The organism is Pseudomonas svalbardensis, assembly GCF_030053115.1.
GTDB lineage: Bacteria > Pseudomonadota > Gammaproteobacteria > Pseudomonadales > Pseudomonadaceae > Aquipseudomonas > Aquipseudomonas svalbardensis.
Map to the genome: position 1 here is coordinate 2,789,335 of NZ_CP125619.1, position 14,024 is coordinate 2,803,358.

A 14,024-nucleotide genomic window follows, 5' to 3' on the forward strand; every position below is an offset into this window, starting at 1 on the left:
GACACAACCAACCATTATCGATGCTGGTAATAACTCGGCCCGCCACGGTCGTAATGGTGACCGCCGTGCCATCCGCCGTGGGGGAAAACGATGCAGCCGCTCAGTGTCAGGAGAGCGAGCAGGGGAATCAGCAGTGTGATTCGACGGAGCATTTCAAAATCCTCATGGTTATCGCCACTATGAAGCCAAAACTCTTCATCGGCTGTAACATGAGACCCCGTTTGTAGCGTCCCATCCCCGGAGAAAGGTAGGGGCTTGGCATGCGTTCTGATACAAATCGGATACATTTTCAGGTACAGGAACTCGCAATGACTCAGTCGCAACGTTTGAAATACTCGATTCTGATCTCCCTCGTGGTGTTGGGGATCATGTTTGGCCTTTCGTATCTGCAAAACGCAGGCGTCATCAGCGAGAAGCTGTTTCAGTACATCGCCATCGGCGTGGCGGTGATCGTGGTGGTGGTCAATGGCGTGATGCGTCGCAAGGTCAAACCCTGAACGACGCACCTTCAGCGGATCACTCGCGTTGGAGCATGGCTGCAGCGTGCGGATGCAGGCTGTAGCTTTTGTCCGGATTGAGCGTGATCACGCCTTCGCTGCACAAGCGTTTCAACACTTCCCGCACACTGAGAAAGGACAGGGGAATATCCAGGTCCACCAAGTGGCTGTGCACGCCGCGCACGCCAAGGCTACGGTCGCTTTCGGCGGCGGTCAGCAAGGCGTCGATGACTTTGAGGCGGATCAGACTGGTTCGCAGACCAAAGCTCTTGAGCAGCAGCCTGATCCGCTCGTTGCCATTGCGCTCGCCCCGTTGACTGAAAACACCGGAGCCCATGGCAGAGCCCTTTGGCGCATTGCTACCGTCCGTTGGCAGTTGCGAGTTGTACATGCAAAAACTCCTTTTCCGAGCCGGCCAGGAAATGTGATGGGTGCTCTCAATCAATAAGACGTATGAGCAGGGCAAATAATGAAGCCCCAAATGTAGAAATTTTGTCGCCGTCACGTCAGCGGCCTGTGAGATGCCCGTGAAAAGCGCCTTTCAGGGCCTAAATTTTTGTCATTTATTTCGTTCCTAGGGAAAGGCGCAGTGCGTGTATGACGCAGGGTGTTTGTCTTTTCGATCAGGAGCGAGCGTGATTATTTCCAGGCAGTTAACCCGGTTGAGCCTTGCAGGCGTATTGGTGGGCTTGAGTCTTGCCGCAAACGCACGCAGTCAGCCGGAGCAGGCGAGCGCCGACATTCGCCGGACCAGTTTCGGTGTGCCGCATATCCGGGCCGACAACGAGCGCGGGCTCGGTTATGGCATTGGTTACGCCTACGCTCAGGACAACCTGTGCCTGCTGGCCAATGAGATCACCACCGTGAACGGCGAACGTTCACGCTATTTCGGCCCGGATCAGTTCACGGTCGAAGAGCGCGAAAACCTGGTCAGCGATCTGTTTTTCAATTGGCTGAACACGCCACAGGCCGTCGAGGGTTTCTGGCAGGCGCAAACCCCGCAAGTGCGCGATCTCATCGAAGGGTATGTGGCGGGCTATAACCGCTCGCTGGCCGAGCGTCGGGTTCAGGGTTTGCCGCAGCAGTGTCAGGGCGACTGGGTGCGCGAGATTACCGCCCAGGATCTGGTCAAGTTGACGCGGCGTCTGCTGGTCGAGGGCGGAGTAGGGCAGTTTGCCGAAGCCTTGGCCGGCGCGACGCCACCCAAAGCCGTTGCTCATGTGGCGAGTGAACCGGCGACGTTCCAGGTGGCCGCCTCGCGCATGCAGCGGTTTGCCCTGGACCGCGGCAGCAACGCCGTGGCGGTCGGCAGTGAACGTTCGTTCAATGGCCGCGGAATGTTGCTGGCCAATCCGCATTTCCCTTGGGTCGGCGGGATGCGTTTCTATCAAATGCACCTGACCATTCCCGGCCAACTGGACGTCATGGGTGCGGCGCTGCCGGGGTTGCCGATGATCAACATCGGTTTCAACCAGCACCTGGCGTGGACCCACACCGTGGACTCGTCCAAACATTTCACCTTGTATCGCCTGCAACTCGATCCCAAGGATTCAACCCGTTATCTGCTCGACGGCAAGTCATTGCCGATGAAGAAACAGCCCCTGACCGTGAGCGTGAAACAACCGGATGGCCAGACCAGACCGGTTTCTCATGTGGTCTACAGTTCGCAGTTCGGCCCGATCGTGCAATGGCCCGGAAAACTCGACTGGGACAACCAGTTCGCCTACAGCCTGCGCGACGCCAATCTGGATAACGACCGGGTCTTGCAGCAGTGGTATGCAATGAACCGCGCGTTCAGCCTCAAAGAGTTGCAGGCCTCGGTGCACAAGATCCAGGGGATCCCGTGGGTCAACACCCTGGCGACGGATGATCAGGGGCAGACGCTGTACATGAACCTCTCGGTCGTGCCGAACGTCAGTGCCGACAAACTGGCCAAATGCAGTGATCCGCGGGCCGGGTTGCAGATGATCGTCCTCGACGGTTCCAACAGTGCGTGTGCCTGGGACATCGACCCGACAGCTGCACAAAAAGGCATTTTTGCGGCAGACAAGTTGCCGCAGCTGTTGCGCAAGGATTTTGTGCAGCACTCCAACGATTCGGCCTGGATGGCCAACCCGGCGCAACCGCTCACTGGTTTTTCGCCCCTGATCAGCCAGGATGGCCAGCCATTGGGGCTGCGCTCGCGTTTTGCGCTGGATCGCCTGAACACGTTGAACAAGGCCGGCCCGATAGCAGCGACGGATCTGCAACACATGGTGATGGACGACCAGGTGTATCAGGCGGCTCAAGTGATGCCGGACCTGCTGCAGTTCTGTGCGGCGGCCCTGGGTTCCGATGCGCCCGCGCTCACGCCGCTGTGTGCCAGCCTCAAGGCCTGGGATCGCAGTGCGAATCTGGACAGTGGTCTCGGGTTTGTGCATTTCCAGAATGTCATGGAGTCGCTACAGCAAACGCCTGATCTCTGGCGTGTGGCGTTCGATCCGAAAGACCCGCAACACACCCCGAGTGGCCTGGCGGTCGATCGCCCGGACGTCGCAGAGGCGGTTCGCGAGGCGATGCTGGCGTCGGTGGCGCAGATCAACAAGATGGGGCTCAAGGCTGATAGCCGCTGGGGTGATATCCAGGTGGTCAGCAGTGGCGGCCAGCAGACGCCGATTCACGGTGGACCTGGCACTCTGGGGGTTTATAACGCCATTCAGAGCGTGCCGAGAACCGACGGTAAACTCGAAGTCGTCAGCGGCACCAGCTATTTGCAGGTGGTGACCTTCGATGACAAGGGACCGCAGGCCCAGGGGCTGCTGGCATTCTCGCTATCCAGTGACCCGGCCTCCAAGTACTCCAGAGATCAGACCGTGGCATTTTCCAGGAAGCAGTTGAGTGTGTTGCCGTTCACCGAGCAGCAGATCCTGTCCGATCCGCAGTATCAGGTTCAGACAATCCACGAGCAAGACGAAAAAGCCGGGAAGGTGGCTGCACAGTAACGCTGATGGCGCTTGAACCAGGAATGAAGGCCGCACCCGCAAGGGTCGCAGCCTTCAGCTTTTTGGGGCTTGTCGCGGAATGGAATTGAGGACCGGATTGCCGTCCTTGTTGCGGGTCAGGTAGACCGGCAATACCTTGGGCAGGGAAGCCACCAGGTTGTTGAGCTCTTTGATGTTGTAGATGCCGCCGATACGAATCGAGCCGGTGCTGTTGTCGGCCACCATCACCGGTTTGTTCAAGTAGCGATTGATCAATGGCAGAGCGTCAGTCAGCGCCAGGTCATCGAGCACCAGTTTTCCGCTGCGCCACGCCAGTGAGTTGTCATTGTCGTAGGTCTGACTGATCCGGGGAGTGAAGTCGCCGCGTCTATAGCTCGCCTGCATCGCTGGCTCGAGGCGCAAACCGTCACCCGCCAGGGCATCATTGCTGCTGACCAGCACCGAACCTTCGATCAGGTTCACGCGTACCTGATCTTCATACATCCAGACGTTGAATTTGGTTCCGGTTACCCGAATCCTGCCTTCGGCTGCTTTGACAATGAAGGGGTGTCGAGTGTCGTGACTGACGCTGAAGAAGGCTTCGCCTTTTTTCAGCGTGATCCGACGTTGATCCTTGTAGTTGCTGAACGTCAGCTCACTGCCCAGGTTCAGTTCTACCTGACTGCCATCGCTCAGGCTGACCTGGCGGACATTGTCGTTCGCCTCGAAATGTTGATAGGAATTGGGTAGCCAGCCCAGGTTCCAGCCGCTATAGGCCGCCAGTGGCAACGCCATGGCGCAAACCGCGGCGGCGATACCGAAGGTGCGCCAAGGCGTAGCAGGTTTGGCGCGGACCATCGGGACCACGGTTTCTGGACGTGGCAGGTCCCCCGCGACATCCCAGATCTCCAGCATGGCCTCGTACTCGAACGCGTGAAGCGGATGAGCGTTATGCCATTGCTCGAACGCCAGCCGCTCTTCAGCAGTGCAATCGTTGGCGTGCAGACGCATGCACCAATGCGCAGCGGCATCGGTGACAGCGTCGTATTCGGCTTGCGAGAGAGGGTTGTCGGTCATTGACTCATCCTGATTTCCTGCATTCTAACCTTGTGAGGAAGTCTGCGAGAACAACCGTCATGGCAATTACCAATCAAATGGGAGTTTATTTTTCTGATTCATGGGGTGCTGGTGTGAAGTTGACGCCCCATATGGCTGATGAGCCATGCAACGCTGTCGGCGTTGCCGAGTTGCACCTTGAGTCTGACCAGGGGATCTCTCTTGAAAATTTTGCGGGCGCCGCTCAGGTTTTCTCCGCCGGTCAAGGTCAATATATGCACTTTTACCCGATCAGTATTTTCATAGGAAGTACTGCCCGGATCCTCCCACACACCGGTATCAGGATCTTCGGTCATGAACAACTGAGTAAGGGGGGTTTTGATCGAGAGTGCGGTGTCCTGAAGGGTGGTCAACGCATCCTTGAGGTCATAGCCGGTTGTGCTGGTCGTATTGATCAGATGGGAGAATGGTCTGCTGGAATCGAGGTAAGCAATGTCTTCGGTGTTGCAGATGAGGTGGGAAAGCTCATGAATAAGGGTTACTGCTCGGGCATGCGGGTCGATAGGGAAGGCAGGGTCGGTAAGATGTGGGCGGTAATTGTCGAAACCGGTGTCGAAGAATTTTTCTACCAGATAAATTTTCCGCTTTGCATCCGTAGGAACGGTGAAACCGAATGCTGTTTGCGCGCCACCGACCAGCCTGCCGATTACAAAACGACTGGTCTTCGGCTTTCTGAGTGAGGGGTCCAACAAGGCCGCAAAAATGTCGCCCAAGACTTTTTCAAGCTGCTCCACATGCGTGGACTGCACTTGCGGCACATCAAGAAAATCCATGATGAGTTGATGCACGGGGGTAACCGTGTGGTCGGAAGACTTCAGCAATTGCAGGTTTCGAAAGCAGTTCCAGGCATAGGTGGTTGCCAGGTCCAGCGCTTCGTCAATCTGACGAGCCTTTTGCGGAAACAGTCGTCGGATTTCGGGCATTCCATTGGCATCGACGTTCATGCCCTCCCAAACCGACAATGCGGTGCGCAACCGATTGCCGATGTTGAAACGGGGCGCTGGCGTTTCCCTATCCAGAACCCATTGTTTCGACACGTTCTGACTCAGCCGAGGACCGCGAATGTTTGTGTCGGCGATGCGCCAGCGCGTGCCGAGCTTTGCGACCGGATATACCTTTCCTTCAACCGGTGCGTAGGTTTTTTTTGTCGTCGGATGGGTATAGAGCCCAAGACTTGAGTTTAATGTGAGCGAATTCAGATCGACGTCGATGCTTTCATGACGCTTCAACTGCGTACGTTCGGGGGCTGTAATGGCAACGTTCTGCCATTTAAACCGGGTATCGGGCGTTTCTGGCGCAGGTGCACTTGGCGTAGAAGATGGCTTCGCTTGCGCTTCCAGCGATTGTCGCAACGTGGCGAGTTGTGCAATGCCGCTGATGAACTCTTTTATCGCGGACCCCCATTTGTGCATCTGAAGGTCTTCGGCGGATTGCTTGATGTCGCGATAGCTGCGCCACACCGTAATCGGGTAGACAAGCTTGCCCATCAGAAACGTAAATGCCGCATGCAAATCTTCACCCAGCACATGCTTGATGGTTGCCCATTCGCCCTGCTTTTTGTCATCGGACTGACAACCGAGCAATCGTGCCAGTAACTCGGCATTGTCGTTGAACAAGTGTCTGAACAGATTCCCCTTGATCGGATTGGACGCCAGCATCACTTCGGGGAGGCGGTTACCGGAGGTCGCCATCCTGTACTCAAGCAGTATCCGATCAGGCTGCGGGAGGTTCATGAGTACCCAGTCGAGCAGACCGCCGCGAGTCTTCAGTTCTGTCAGCAGTTGTGTTTCATTCTTATATTCTTTCACTCCGTGCCGAGGGCTATGAGGCGCGACAAGGACCTGTGGCGCGGTGCTATCGACCGATGAGCCAATCAGATAGACGCCTGGCACTTTGACCGCCTGTTCACTCTTGATGCCCAGTAGCTCAAGTGGGCGGATGATCGCGTGGGCACCGTCGACTGCCGCGCGGGCGATAGCGTCAGGCATGTCCATGACTTGGCGTATCAGATCAAACCCCGTCTCGCTCAGACGCTCCTGCAGTTTTTCCGTGTGGGCGTAATGCATCAGCTGCCAGGGTAATTGCGTGTAAAACCGCTTCCTGCGGTTCGTTGCATTCGCCTGGGTGTCTGCAAAGGCTTCGTTCAGTGTTTTCTGATGATGTTCGCCCAGCTTCAAGTTTCGTATCAGGTCTCTGATGTAGCTTTGGTCCATCTCCTCGGGAATCACGGTGCTATCCAGCGACACCAGTGTGAAATGGGTTATGTCCAGATTCTTGAAGTGGGTCAATGCAAAGTCGGTCAAGGTTTGGGTGCTGGCCGCAGACCTCGGCCGTGCGCTGATCAGGATCTGGACCTTATCCGGATCGATGTCGAACGTATCGGCCTTGAGTTGTTTTTCAAGTGCATGGTGAGCCGTGCGCGCCAGGGAGCGTATGCCGGTGAGGTAGTCCTGGTCGTCGGTGACGTTGTTGAGGTATTGCTGAAGCAACTCCCCATGCAATATCTGATCTTTGATGGACGCCTTGGCCAGCCATGCCGGCAGTTTTTGCTGAGTGGTCAGGGATTGGGCAATGTCCGTCGCGCGGTCTAACCCGGTCATCGGTTGACGTAACGCCACCAGCTTCAGAAGGCTGGCCAGAGTCGTCGCGGGGAGCTTCGTGGCCAGCGCACGGGTGACGCACGCCTGGTCCAGCTGGACATAGGGCTTTTGCACGTGATCGAGAAAATGCTGATCTATTCGCTGTAGTGGGGCGAGGGTGTAGTGCTTGCCAGGCAATCGCTCGCTGAGTCCAAGGTTCTCCAGAAGTGTGGTGCGATCATCGTGGTCTTTGAGGCGTCGCCCCAGCTCGGTCAGCAGCGGTGCCAACGCGTTGTAGGCTTCAAATCCCGACGCAGGCGTCCATAGAATCGCCTTGCCCGAATGCAACGGGTCTAGGCCACCTCGTTCGGTCAGCACAAAACAACTGGCCAGTTTCAACGGGTCCGCAGCGTCGCCTGCCTTCAGCGCCAAGGAAAACACGTCCGGCAAAAAACCGTTCAATGCCGCTCGCTGCAAGCGTACCGGGGTATCAAGCACGGATTTGATGATCGCCTGTTCCGTCGCACCCAGGGTGCGCATGACGGTGTGCAGCTTCAATTCACTGCGCAATGCCGTTGACAGGGTATGAGTGAAACTCGATTGCAAGCTCCCGAGCGACGAATCGACGATGCGCTGCGCCTCGGTAATCGTGCGGGTTGTTGTGGGAATGACCGGATGGTTGTCGAGGAGTTGGTCGAGCGCCTGCTTAACGGAGGAGAGTCGGGCCAGTTGCTCTTTGGCCGACTCGGCACGAACGGTGGCCGGTTGTGCGCTCCAGCGCTGGTCTGCGTGTGTACTCCAGCGTCCTGCGGCATCGGCCGTCAGCAGCCGATCGTCGATCAGTCCCCGGACATCCAGTGCCTTGTCGATCATGGCATGGGGATCCTGTGTGCCTTCGCTTTCACGGTAACGGCTCAGCGCGTGGGACAGGTTCTCCCGTTGTTTGCCAAGGATGTCGTCCATCAATTGTTCAAACACCGGGCTGATGATCGGTTCACCGACAATGACGCGCTCATCTGGCTCCAATGAAAGAAACGTGCCGCGTTCGTCCAAAGACATGAAGTTGAGCAGCGTGTCTTCGTGGCCTTCGCTTTTCATCATCTCCAGGACGATTTTCCTGACAGCGGGCAGGTCGCTCGTCGCCTCGATGCCTCTGGACTGGGTGTACAGAAAGCCCAGGGTTTCGCGGCTGCCGATCATTAAGGTCGAGGCCAGCTGCGCGTAATGCTTGAAGGGGGCGGTGATACGCACTTTTTCGATGCGAAGAGGATCGACGGTTTCAGGTTCGAGACTGACATTCATCAGTCGCAGGTATTCCTGCGTCGTTAGAACACCTTGCTGACGCTGAAGCAAAAGCTTCACGTGAAAGGTATCGCGCAAACCCTCGGCAAATAACTCCCGGCGTGACTGCCCGTTGCTCATCGGTGTGTTCCAGAACGTCTTGAGCAGGCCTTGCAAGTGAGGGGTAAAACTTTGCGCGATCTCTTTGACTGCGCTTTCCCAAGCCTGGTTATCGGCGTCGCTGCTCACACTGTGTTGGGGATTGGAAAAGACTCTGGAATCGCCAGTCGGCCACTCGTTGATCAGGTAGTAATGCAGCAGAGCATCGCTCAGTGAATGCGAGGAAAGCGTGTGCTGGTAATCGCTGTCGTCGAAGGTTGAAATCGTCCTGACAAAGCTCTTCAGTCGAGTAAGGCGCTGGTCCAGTTTGGGAAACGGTTTGTGCAACGCGTTCTTGAGGGTCCCGTCCAGCATCGATTGCAGTGTTGGCAGCTTGACCAGCTCACCCATCATCGTCTTGATGTTCTGAGCCTGATTGCGCTCGAGGGTGAGCTCCTGGTCCTGGAATACCGCACCTTCGATTATTTGCGTGACAATGTCTGGCGCAGTGGCGGCGGGTAAAGCGCTGCGTTGTTCGATGGAGAGAAAGCGCAATAACTCACGCTTCCCAGTGGGCTGTGCCAACCATTCCTTGAGTCTGCTTTTGACGTCCTCCATGTCCGCGAATTTGATCAGGCCTTTCCACGGTGTGTAGAGCGTCACTTCTCCATCGTTGGGCCGGCTCATGGCAAAAGCGCCGGCCAGGGGGATATCGGTTTCATCAGGCACGCTTAAAAACAGCTGATCGACGTGCATGGGCTTGTTACTGGCGATACGGACTTCATGCGTCGCCAGATAAACAACCTTCAACCACTTCAGGTCATCAAGCGTGAAGTACAGCGCTTTCTCGCGATCACCGGGCTGTTTGGCGTTGGATGCGAGTTCTGCCTCGTCGAAAAAATACGGCAGTGGGGGAGCAGTCATGGTTTTTCCTCGATGTGCTGCGATCGGCGGGTAATCGCAGGCTGTTGGATTGAGGAAAAACAGTACGGTCAGTGGAAGGCTCGGGTGCGGTACATATTGCTTGATCCGAACAGGCTGTCGAGACTTGACAGGACGCCGGTAAAACAGCGCTTAATCGACAATTGTTTTGGGTTGCCCTGCAACCTCGCTTCACCCTGTTGCCCGTACTCAATAATAAAACTGGAGCTTCAGATGACCGCAACGCCCGAAGTGGCCGTCAGTTCGAACACTCAAATGCTCGATTTCGACGCGCTCGTTCTTTTGCTTGAGCAGATTTTTCAGCGCCATGGCACCTCCGCCGAGGTGGCCAGAACACTGGCCCTCAACTGCGCCGGCGCCGAACGCGATGGCGCCCATAGTCATGGCGTATTCCGCATTCCCGGTTATGTGTCGACGCTCCAGAGCGGCTGGGTCAATGGCCAGGCCGTGCCGGTGGTCGAGGACGTGGCTTCGGGCTTTGTCCGGGTCGACGCCGGTAATGGTTTCGCCCAGCCGGCCCTCGCAGCAGCACGCGCCTTGCTGGTGGAAAAGGCCCGCAGTGCCGGCATTGCGGTGCTGGCGATTCGTAACTCCCACCATTTCGCCGCCTTGTGGCCGGATGTCGAGCCCTTCGCCTATGAAGGCCTGGTGGCGCTGAGCGTGGTCAACAGCATGACCTGCGTGGTGCCACACGGCGCCGATCGTCCGCTGTTCGGGACCAACCCGATTGCTTTCGCCGCCCCTCGGGCTGACGGTGATCCGATTGTCTTCGACCTGGCAACCAGCGCCATTGCCCATGGCGATGTGCAGATCGCCGCACGCAAGGGCGAGCGTTTGCCGCCAGGCATGGGGGTGGATGGTCTCGGCCAGCCGACCCAGGACCCGAAAGCGATTCTTGAGGGCGGCGCGTTGCTGCCGTTTGGCGGCCATAAAGGTTCGGCGCTGTCGATGATGGTCGAGCTGTTGGCGGCGGCGTTGACCGGCGGCAATTTTTCCTTCGAGTTCGATTGGTCGAACCATCCGGGCGCCAAGACGCCGTGGACGGGCCAACTGTTGATCGTGATCGATCCGAGCAAGGCGGCCGGGCAGAACTTTGCCGAGCGCAGTCAGGAACTGGTCCGGCAGATGCACGGTGTGGGGCTCAAGCGTTTGCCGGGGGATCGACGTCACCAACAACGAGCCAAGTCCAGCACCGAAGGCATCCGGCTCGATGCTCAAACGTTGGCGAGTTTGCGGGAATTGGCCGGGCTCTGAGTCCTGCATACTCTCAGTCTGCTTAAAAGCCGGGCATGAAAAAGGCGAGCTGCGTGCTCGCCTTTTTGCTGGGTACTGATTAAAACGGGGTCGCTTAACGCCGACCCAGCAACAACCCGACTACCAGGCCGAAACCGGCAGAGATCGCCACGGTTTGCCACGGATGACCACCGATGTAGGTTTCAGTGGCTTCGACCGCAGGTTTGGTCCGGTCACGAACGCTGGTGACGGAGTCCCGAGCCTGCTGAAGTTTCTGGGCGATCTGCCCACGAAGTGTGTCTGCTTCCTCTCCGACGAGCGAGGCACTGCTTTTGAGCAGCTTTTCCGACTCTTCGATCAGAGCCTGAAGTTCGCTGAAGGCTTGATCCTTGATCTGGTCTTCGGCGACTTGTGCGGCGGTTTTCCGGGCCATTGAGGTACTCCTTGCAGATAAATGGACAGTGAACAGTGGAGTCTGTCGTCAGCGAAAAAGTTGCAGTGGATTTTCGCGTTGACCCGACCCTGACGAAAAATCCTGAGTCGGACATTTCTTCCTACAGTGTAAGATGTCGCCTATTTTACGCAGCAGGTAACTCCCATGAGCTTCAATCTGGCCGACAAACCCCTTGCCGAGCGCGCTGCGCTTGAAGATGAGAAATCCCGTCTGTTCGATCTATGGCAAAGCAACCTGGGCAAGTCCAAGGGCGAGGCCGCACGATTGTTCGGTGAACGCGCCAAGCGCAAAGGCAAATGGGCGGAGTGGGTCCGTGCCGAACTTGACGGCATGTCGCCCCCGGAATTCGCGAACATGGTGCGCAGTGAAGTCAATCGCCTGATGACTGCCAAGTAGCGCTCGTAAAACTCGCAACAATCGCTTCCCGCACTTTCAGCGCCACCGGATCGAGCTGCGTACTGGTGCGCCAGCCCAGTTCGATCGGGTAACGCGGCAACGCCAGAGGGCAGGGCAGCAGTGCCAGTCCGCTGAGCGCCGCAATGCTTTGGGCCGCATGGGCCGGAATGGTCGCCACGGCCTGACTGCCCTTGAGCAAGTGCGGTAATGCGGCAAAGTGTGTGGTCGAAGCGCATACCCGCCGACTCAACCCCAGCGCCGCCAACCCCTCATCGGTGATCCCGATAAAGCCGCCCGACGACACCAGAATGTGCTCGCGGGAGACGAACTCATCAAGGCTGAGGGTCTGCTGTCCCTCGGCCAGGCTCATCGGGTCCACCAGGCACAGATAACCGCCTTCTCCCAGCACCTGACGGCTGAGCAAGCGCTCGGCAAACCCACCTGCGGTGATCGCCAGATCAATGCTGCGTTCCATCAACGCCTGGGCGACGATCTGGCTGTGGGTCTGACGAAAGATCAGCCGCAGCTTCGGCGCGACGCGGGCGATTTCCTCGATCAGCCGGCGCCCATAAGCGATTTCGAAATCATCGGACATACCCACGGTCACCGAGCGCCCCTCGTAATGGTGGGCGGCCGGATCGACCATTGCCAGGCTCTGCCGGCATTTATTCAAGGCATCGCTGACCACCGGTTTCAACTGGTTAGCCTTGAGCGTGGGTGCGAGTCCGCGGCCGGTGCGCACGAACAACTGATCGCTATACACCTCGCGAAGCCTTCGCAGTGCAGCGCTGACTGCTGATTGCGTCACGCCCAGACGCAACGCGGCCCGGCTGGCGCTGGACTCTTCATGCAGCGCTTCGAAGACTTTCAGCAGGTTGAGATCAACGGTGGCGATATTCATCTGGTTCATATCATTCAGCAGTGAGTGGGGCTTTATTGATGATCCCGTGGCGCCGGAGAATGAGCAACACCTCATTGCTTTCGGAGTTACTACGATGCCCAAGTCAATTGTTGCTGCACTGCAAATCGGCTCTTTACCCGGTGGCAAAGCCGAGACCCTGGAACAGATCCTAGCCTGGGAAAGCGCGATTATTGAGACCGGGGCTGCGCTGGTCGTCATGCCCGAAGCGTTGCTCGGCGGTTACCCCAAAGGCGAAGGCTTCGGTACCCAACTGGGTTATCGACTGCCGGAAGGTCGTGAAGCCTTTGCCCGGTATTTCGCCAATGCGATCGATGTGCCCGGCGCGGAAACCGAAGCGTTGGCCGGGCTGTCAGCGCGCACCGGCGCCAACCTGGTGATCGGTGTCATCGAGCGCGCCGGTAGCACGTTGTACTGCACCGCGTTGTATTTCGATCCGCAGACCGGGCTGGTCGCCAAGCACCGCAAACTGATGCCCACCGGCACCGAGCGGTTGATCTGGGGCAAAGGCGATGGCTCGACGTTGCCGGTGATCGACAGTCAGGTCGGGCGGATCGGCGCAGTGATTTGCTGGGAAAACATGATGCCGCTGCTGCGCACCGCGATGTACGCCAAAGGCGTGGAGGTCTGGTGCGCGCCAACGGTGGACGAGCGGGAAATGTGGCAGATCAGCATGCGCCATATCGCCCATGAAGGACGCTGCTTTGTGGTCAGCGCCTGTCAGGTTCAGGATTCGCCGCACGCCTTGGGCGTGGAGATCGCCAACTGGCCGGCGGATCGGGCATTGATTGCCGGGGGCAGCGTGATCGTCGGGCCGATGGGCAATATTCTGGCAGGACCTCTGCGTGACAGCGCCGGCTTGCTCAGCGCAGAAATCGACACCGATGACTTGGTCCGCGCCCGTTACGACTACGACGTGGTCGGCCACTACGCGCGCCCGGACGTGTTTGAGTTGACGGTGGATGAGCGGGCCAAGCCGGGTGTTCGATTTATCTGAGAGCACGCCACTCTTCACGGGTGATTTCCCAGAGGTCTTTGGGGAATCGCCCGCTGACGAAGTCGCCCTCATCGCTGCGGATCAAGCGCATACCGGTGCGTTCCGAGAGTTTGCGCGAGCCGAGGTTGGGCGCTGCTTTCGGTACCCGCATCACGGATCGGCCGAGGGTTTTGAACCAGTACTCGGTGACCGCCGCACTGGCTTCGGTCATCAAGCCCTGGCCTTGCCATTTTGGCCCGAGCCAGAAGCCGCGGTTGTTGTCCTGCTCTTCCATCAGGCTGATATTGCCGATCAGTCGCTCCGGCGCCGACTTCAAACGAATCGACCAGTGCCACTCTTTGCCGACGGCAATCGCCGGCAAAGCGATGTCACGCAGATAGGTCAGTGCGCCATCAGCAGGGTACGGCCAAGGAACCAAGGCGTTCAGATAACGCACCACTTCCCAGTGCGGGAACTGTTGCTGGATGGCTTCGGCGTCGGCCAGTTCCAGCGGGCGCAGGATTAAACGTTCGGTGTAGATCGTGGGTGTGGCTTCCATGTTCTTTGTCGTT

At 57.8% G+C, this 14,024-nt stretch carries 12 protein-coding genes; 5 read left to right on the top strand and 7 right to left on the bottom strand.

Features of this window, described 5'->3' with window-relative positions; all coding sequences use genetic code 11:
- Positions 1-14: 14 nt before the first annotated feature.
- Positions 15-152: a hypothetical protein gene (locus QFX16_RS12845; RefSeq protein WP_283184207.1), complete on the bottom strand. Its 138-nt coding sequence runs from the start codon at positions 150-152 to the stop codon at positions 15-17.
- Between the two features lie 156 nt (positions 153-308).
- Between QFX16_RS12845 and QFX16_RS12850 the strand changes: the two genes are divergently transcribed.
- On the top strand, positions 309-497 hold the full coding sequence (locus QFX16_RS12850) for a hypothetical protein (protein WP_010460665.1): 189 nt from the start codon (positions 309-311) through the stop codon (positions 495-497).
- A 19-nt stretch (positions 498-516) separates the two neighbouring features.
- Here QFX16_RS12850 and QFX16_RS12855 read toward each other — a convergent pair whose 3' ends face one another.
- The gene (locus tag QFX16_RS12855) at positions 517-888 is read right to left on the bottom strand and encodes a fe2+ zn2+ uptake regulation protein (protein ID WP_283184208.1); all 372 of its coding nucleotides are present in this window, start codon (positions 886-888) and stop codon (positions 517-519) included.
- Between the two features lie 244 nt (positions 889-1,132).
- Here QFX16_RS12855 and pvdQ point away from each other — a divergent pair, with 244 nt between their 5' ends.
- Complete coding sequence (pvdQ, locus tag QFX16_RS12860; RefSeq protein WP_283184209.1) at positions 1,133-3,478, top strand: bifunctional acylase PvdQ; 2,346 nt, start codon at positions 1,133-1,135, stop codon at positions 3,476-3,478.
- Positions 3,479-3,532: 54 nt separating this feature from the next.
- On the opposite strand, the gene QFX16_RS12865 is transcribed toward pvdQ, so the two are convergent.
- Positions 3,533-4,534 carry a FecR family protein gene (locus QFX16_RS12865; protein WP_283184210.1) on the bottom strand — a complete coding sequence of 334 codons (1,002 nt, stop codon included), beginning with the start codon at positions 4,532-4,534 and terminating at the stop codon, positions 3,533-3,535.
- A gap of 98 nt (positions 4,535-4,632) precedes the next feature.
- A complete protein-coding gene (locus tag QFX16_RS12870; protein ID WP_283184211.1) occupies positions 4,633-9,456 on the bottom strand; it encodes a dermonecrotic toxin domain-containing protein in 4,824 nt (1,607 codons plus the stop codon).
- Positions 9,457-9,687: 231 nt separating this feature from the next.
- Here QFX16_RS12870 and QFX16_RS12875 point away from each other — a divergent pair, with 231 nt between their 5' ends.
- On the top strand, positions 9,688-10,728 hold the full coding sequence (locus QFX16_RS12875) for an Ldh family oxidoreductase (RefSeq protein ID WP_283184212.1): 1,041 nt from the start codon (positions 9,688-9,690) through the stop codon (positions 10,726-10,728).
- A 94-nt stretch (positions 10,729-10,822) separates the two neighbouring features.
- On the opposite strand, the gene QFX16_RS12880 is transcribed toward QFX16_RS12875, so the two are convergent.
- Positions 10,823-11,140 (bottom strand): ElaB/YgaM/YqjD family protein, encoded by a 318-nt coding sequence (locus QFX16_RS12880; protein ID WP_123364977.1) that lies wholly within the window; start codon positions 11,138-11,140, stop codon positions 10,823-10,825.
- A 165-nt stretch (positions 11,141-11,305) separates the two neighbouring features.
- Between QFX16_RS12880 and QFX16_RS12885 the strand changes: the two genes are divergently transcribed.
- The gene (locus QFX16_RS12885; RefSeq protein WP_283184213.1) at positions 11,306-11,557 is read left to right on the top strand and encodes a hypothetical protein; all 252 of its coding nucleotides are present in this window, start codon (positions 11,306-11,308) and stop codon (positions 11,555-11,557) included.
- Here QFX16_RS12885 and QFX16_RS12890 read toward each other — a convergent pair.
- On the bottom strand, positions 11,532-12,467 hold the full coding sequence (locus QFX16_RS12890) for a LysR family transcriptional regulator (protein ID WP_283184214.1): 936 nt from the start codon (positions 12,465-12,467) through the stop codon (positions 11,532-11,534). The two genes, QFX16_RS12885 and QFX16_RS12890, sit on opposite strands and share 26 nt — an antisense overlap.
- A gap of 85 nt (positions 12,468-12,552) precedes the next feature.
- On the opposite strand from QFX16_RS12890, the gene QFX16_RS12895 reads away from it, so the two are divergent.
- Positions 12,553-13,473: a carbon-nitrogen hydrolase family protein gene (locus QFX16_RS12895; RefSeq protein ID WP_283184215.1), complete on the top strand. Its 921-nt coding sequence runs from the start codon at positions 12,553-12,555 to the stop codon at positions 13,471-13,473.
- Here QFX16_RS12895 and QFX16_RS12900 read toward each other — a convergent pair.
- Entirely contained in the window at positions 13,466-14,011 is a 546-nt protein-coding gene (locus QFX16_RS12900; RefSeq protein WP_283184216.1) for a GNAT family N-acetyltransferase, read from the bottom strand. The two genes, QFX16_RS12895 and QFX16_RS12900, sit on opposite strands and share 8 nt — an antisense overlap.
- Between the last annotated feature and the right edge of the window lie 13 nt (positions 14,012-14,024).

What these genes read in the sequence shown, in the direction of transcription:
- QFX16_RS12845 (WP_283184207.1), bottom strand. Translation starts at nt 152, where the DNA reads ATGCTCCGTCGAATCACACTGCTGATTCCCCTGCTCGCTCTCCTGACA.
- QFX16_RS12895 (WP_283184215.1), top strand. Translation starts at nt 12,553, where the DNA reads ATGCCCAAGTCAATTGTTGCTGCACTGCAAATCGGCTCTTTACCCGGT.
- QFX16_RS12850 (WP_010460665.1), top strand. Translation starts at nt 309, where the DNA reads ATGACTCAGTCGCAACGTTTGAAATACTCGATTCTGATCTCCCTCGTG.
- QFX16_RS12900 (WP_283184216.1), bottom strand. Translation starts at nt 14,011, where the DNA reads ATGGAAGCCACACCCACGATCTACACCGAACGTTTAATCCTGCGCCCG.
- QFX16_RS12885 (WP_283184213.1), top strand. Translation starts at nt 11,306, where the DNA reads ATGAGCTTCAATCTGGCCGACAAACCCCTTGCCGAGCGCGCTGCGCTT.
- QFX16_RS12875 (WP_283184212.1), top strand. Translation starts at nt 9,688, where the DNA reads ATGACCGCAACGCCCGAAGTGGCCGTCAGTTCGAACACTCAAATGCTC.
- QFX16_RS12855 (WP_283184208.1), bottom strand. Translation starts at nt 888, where the DNA reads ATGTACAACTCGCAACTGCCAACGGACGGTAGCAATGCGCCAAAGGGC.
- QFX16_RS12870 (WP_283184211.1), bottom strand. Translation starts at nt 9,456, where the DNA reads ATGACTGCTCCCCCACTGCCGTATTTTTTCGACGAGGCAGAACTCGCA.
- QFX16_RS12865 (WP_283184210.1), bottom strand. Translation starts at nt 4,534, where the DNA reads ATGACCGACAACCCTCTCTCGCAAGCCGAATACGACGCTGTCACCGAT.
- QFX16_RS12890 (WP_283184214.1), bottom strand. Translation starts at nt 12,467, where the DNA reads ATGAACCAGATGAATATCGCCACCGTTGATCTCAACCTGCTGAAAGTC.
- QFX16_RS12880 (WP_123364977.1), bottom strand. Translation starts at nt 11,140, where the DNA reads ATGGCCCGGAAAACCGCCGCACAAGTCGCCGAAGACCAGATCAAGGAT.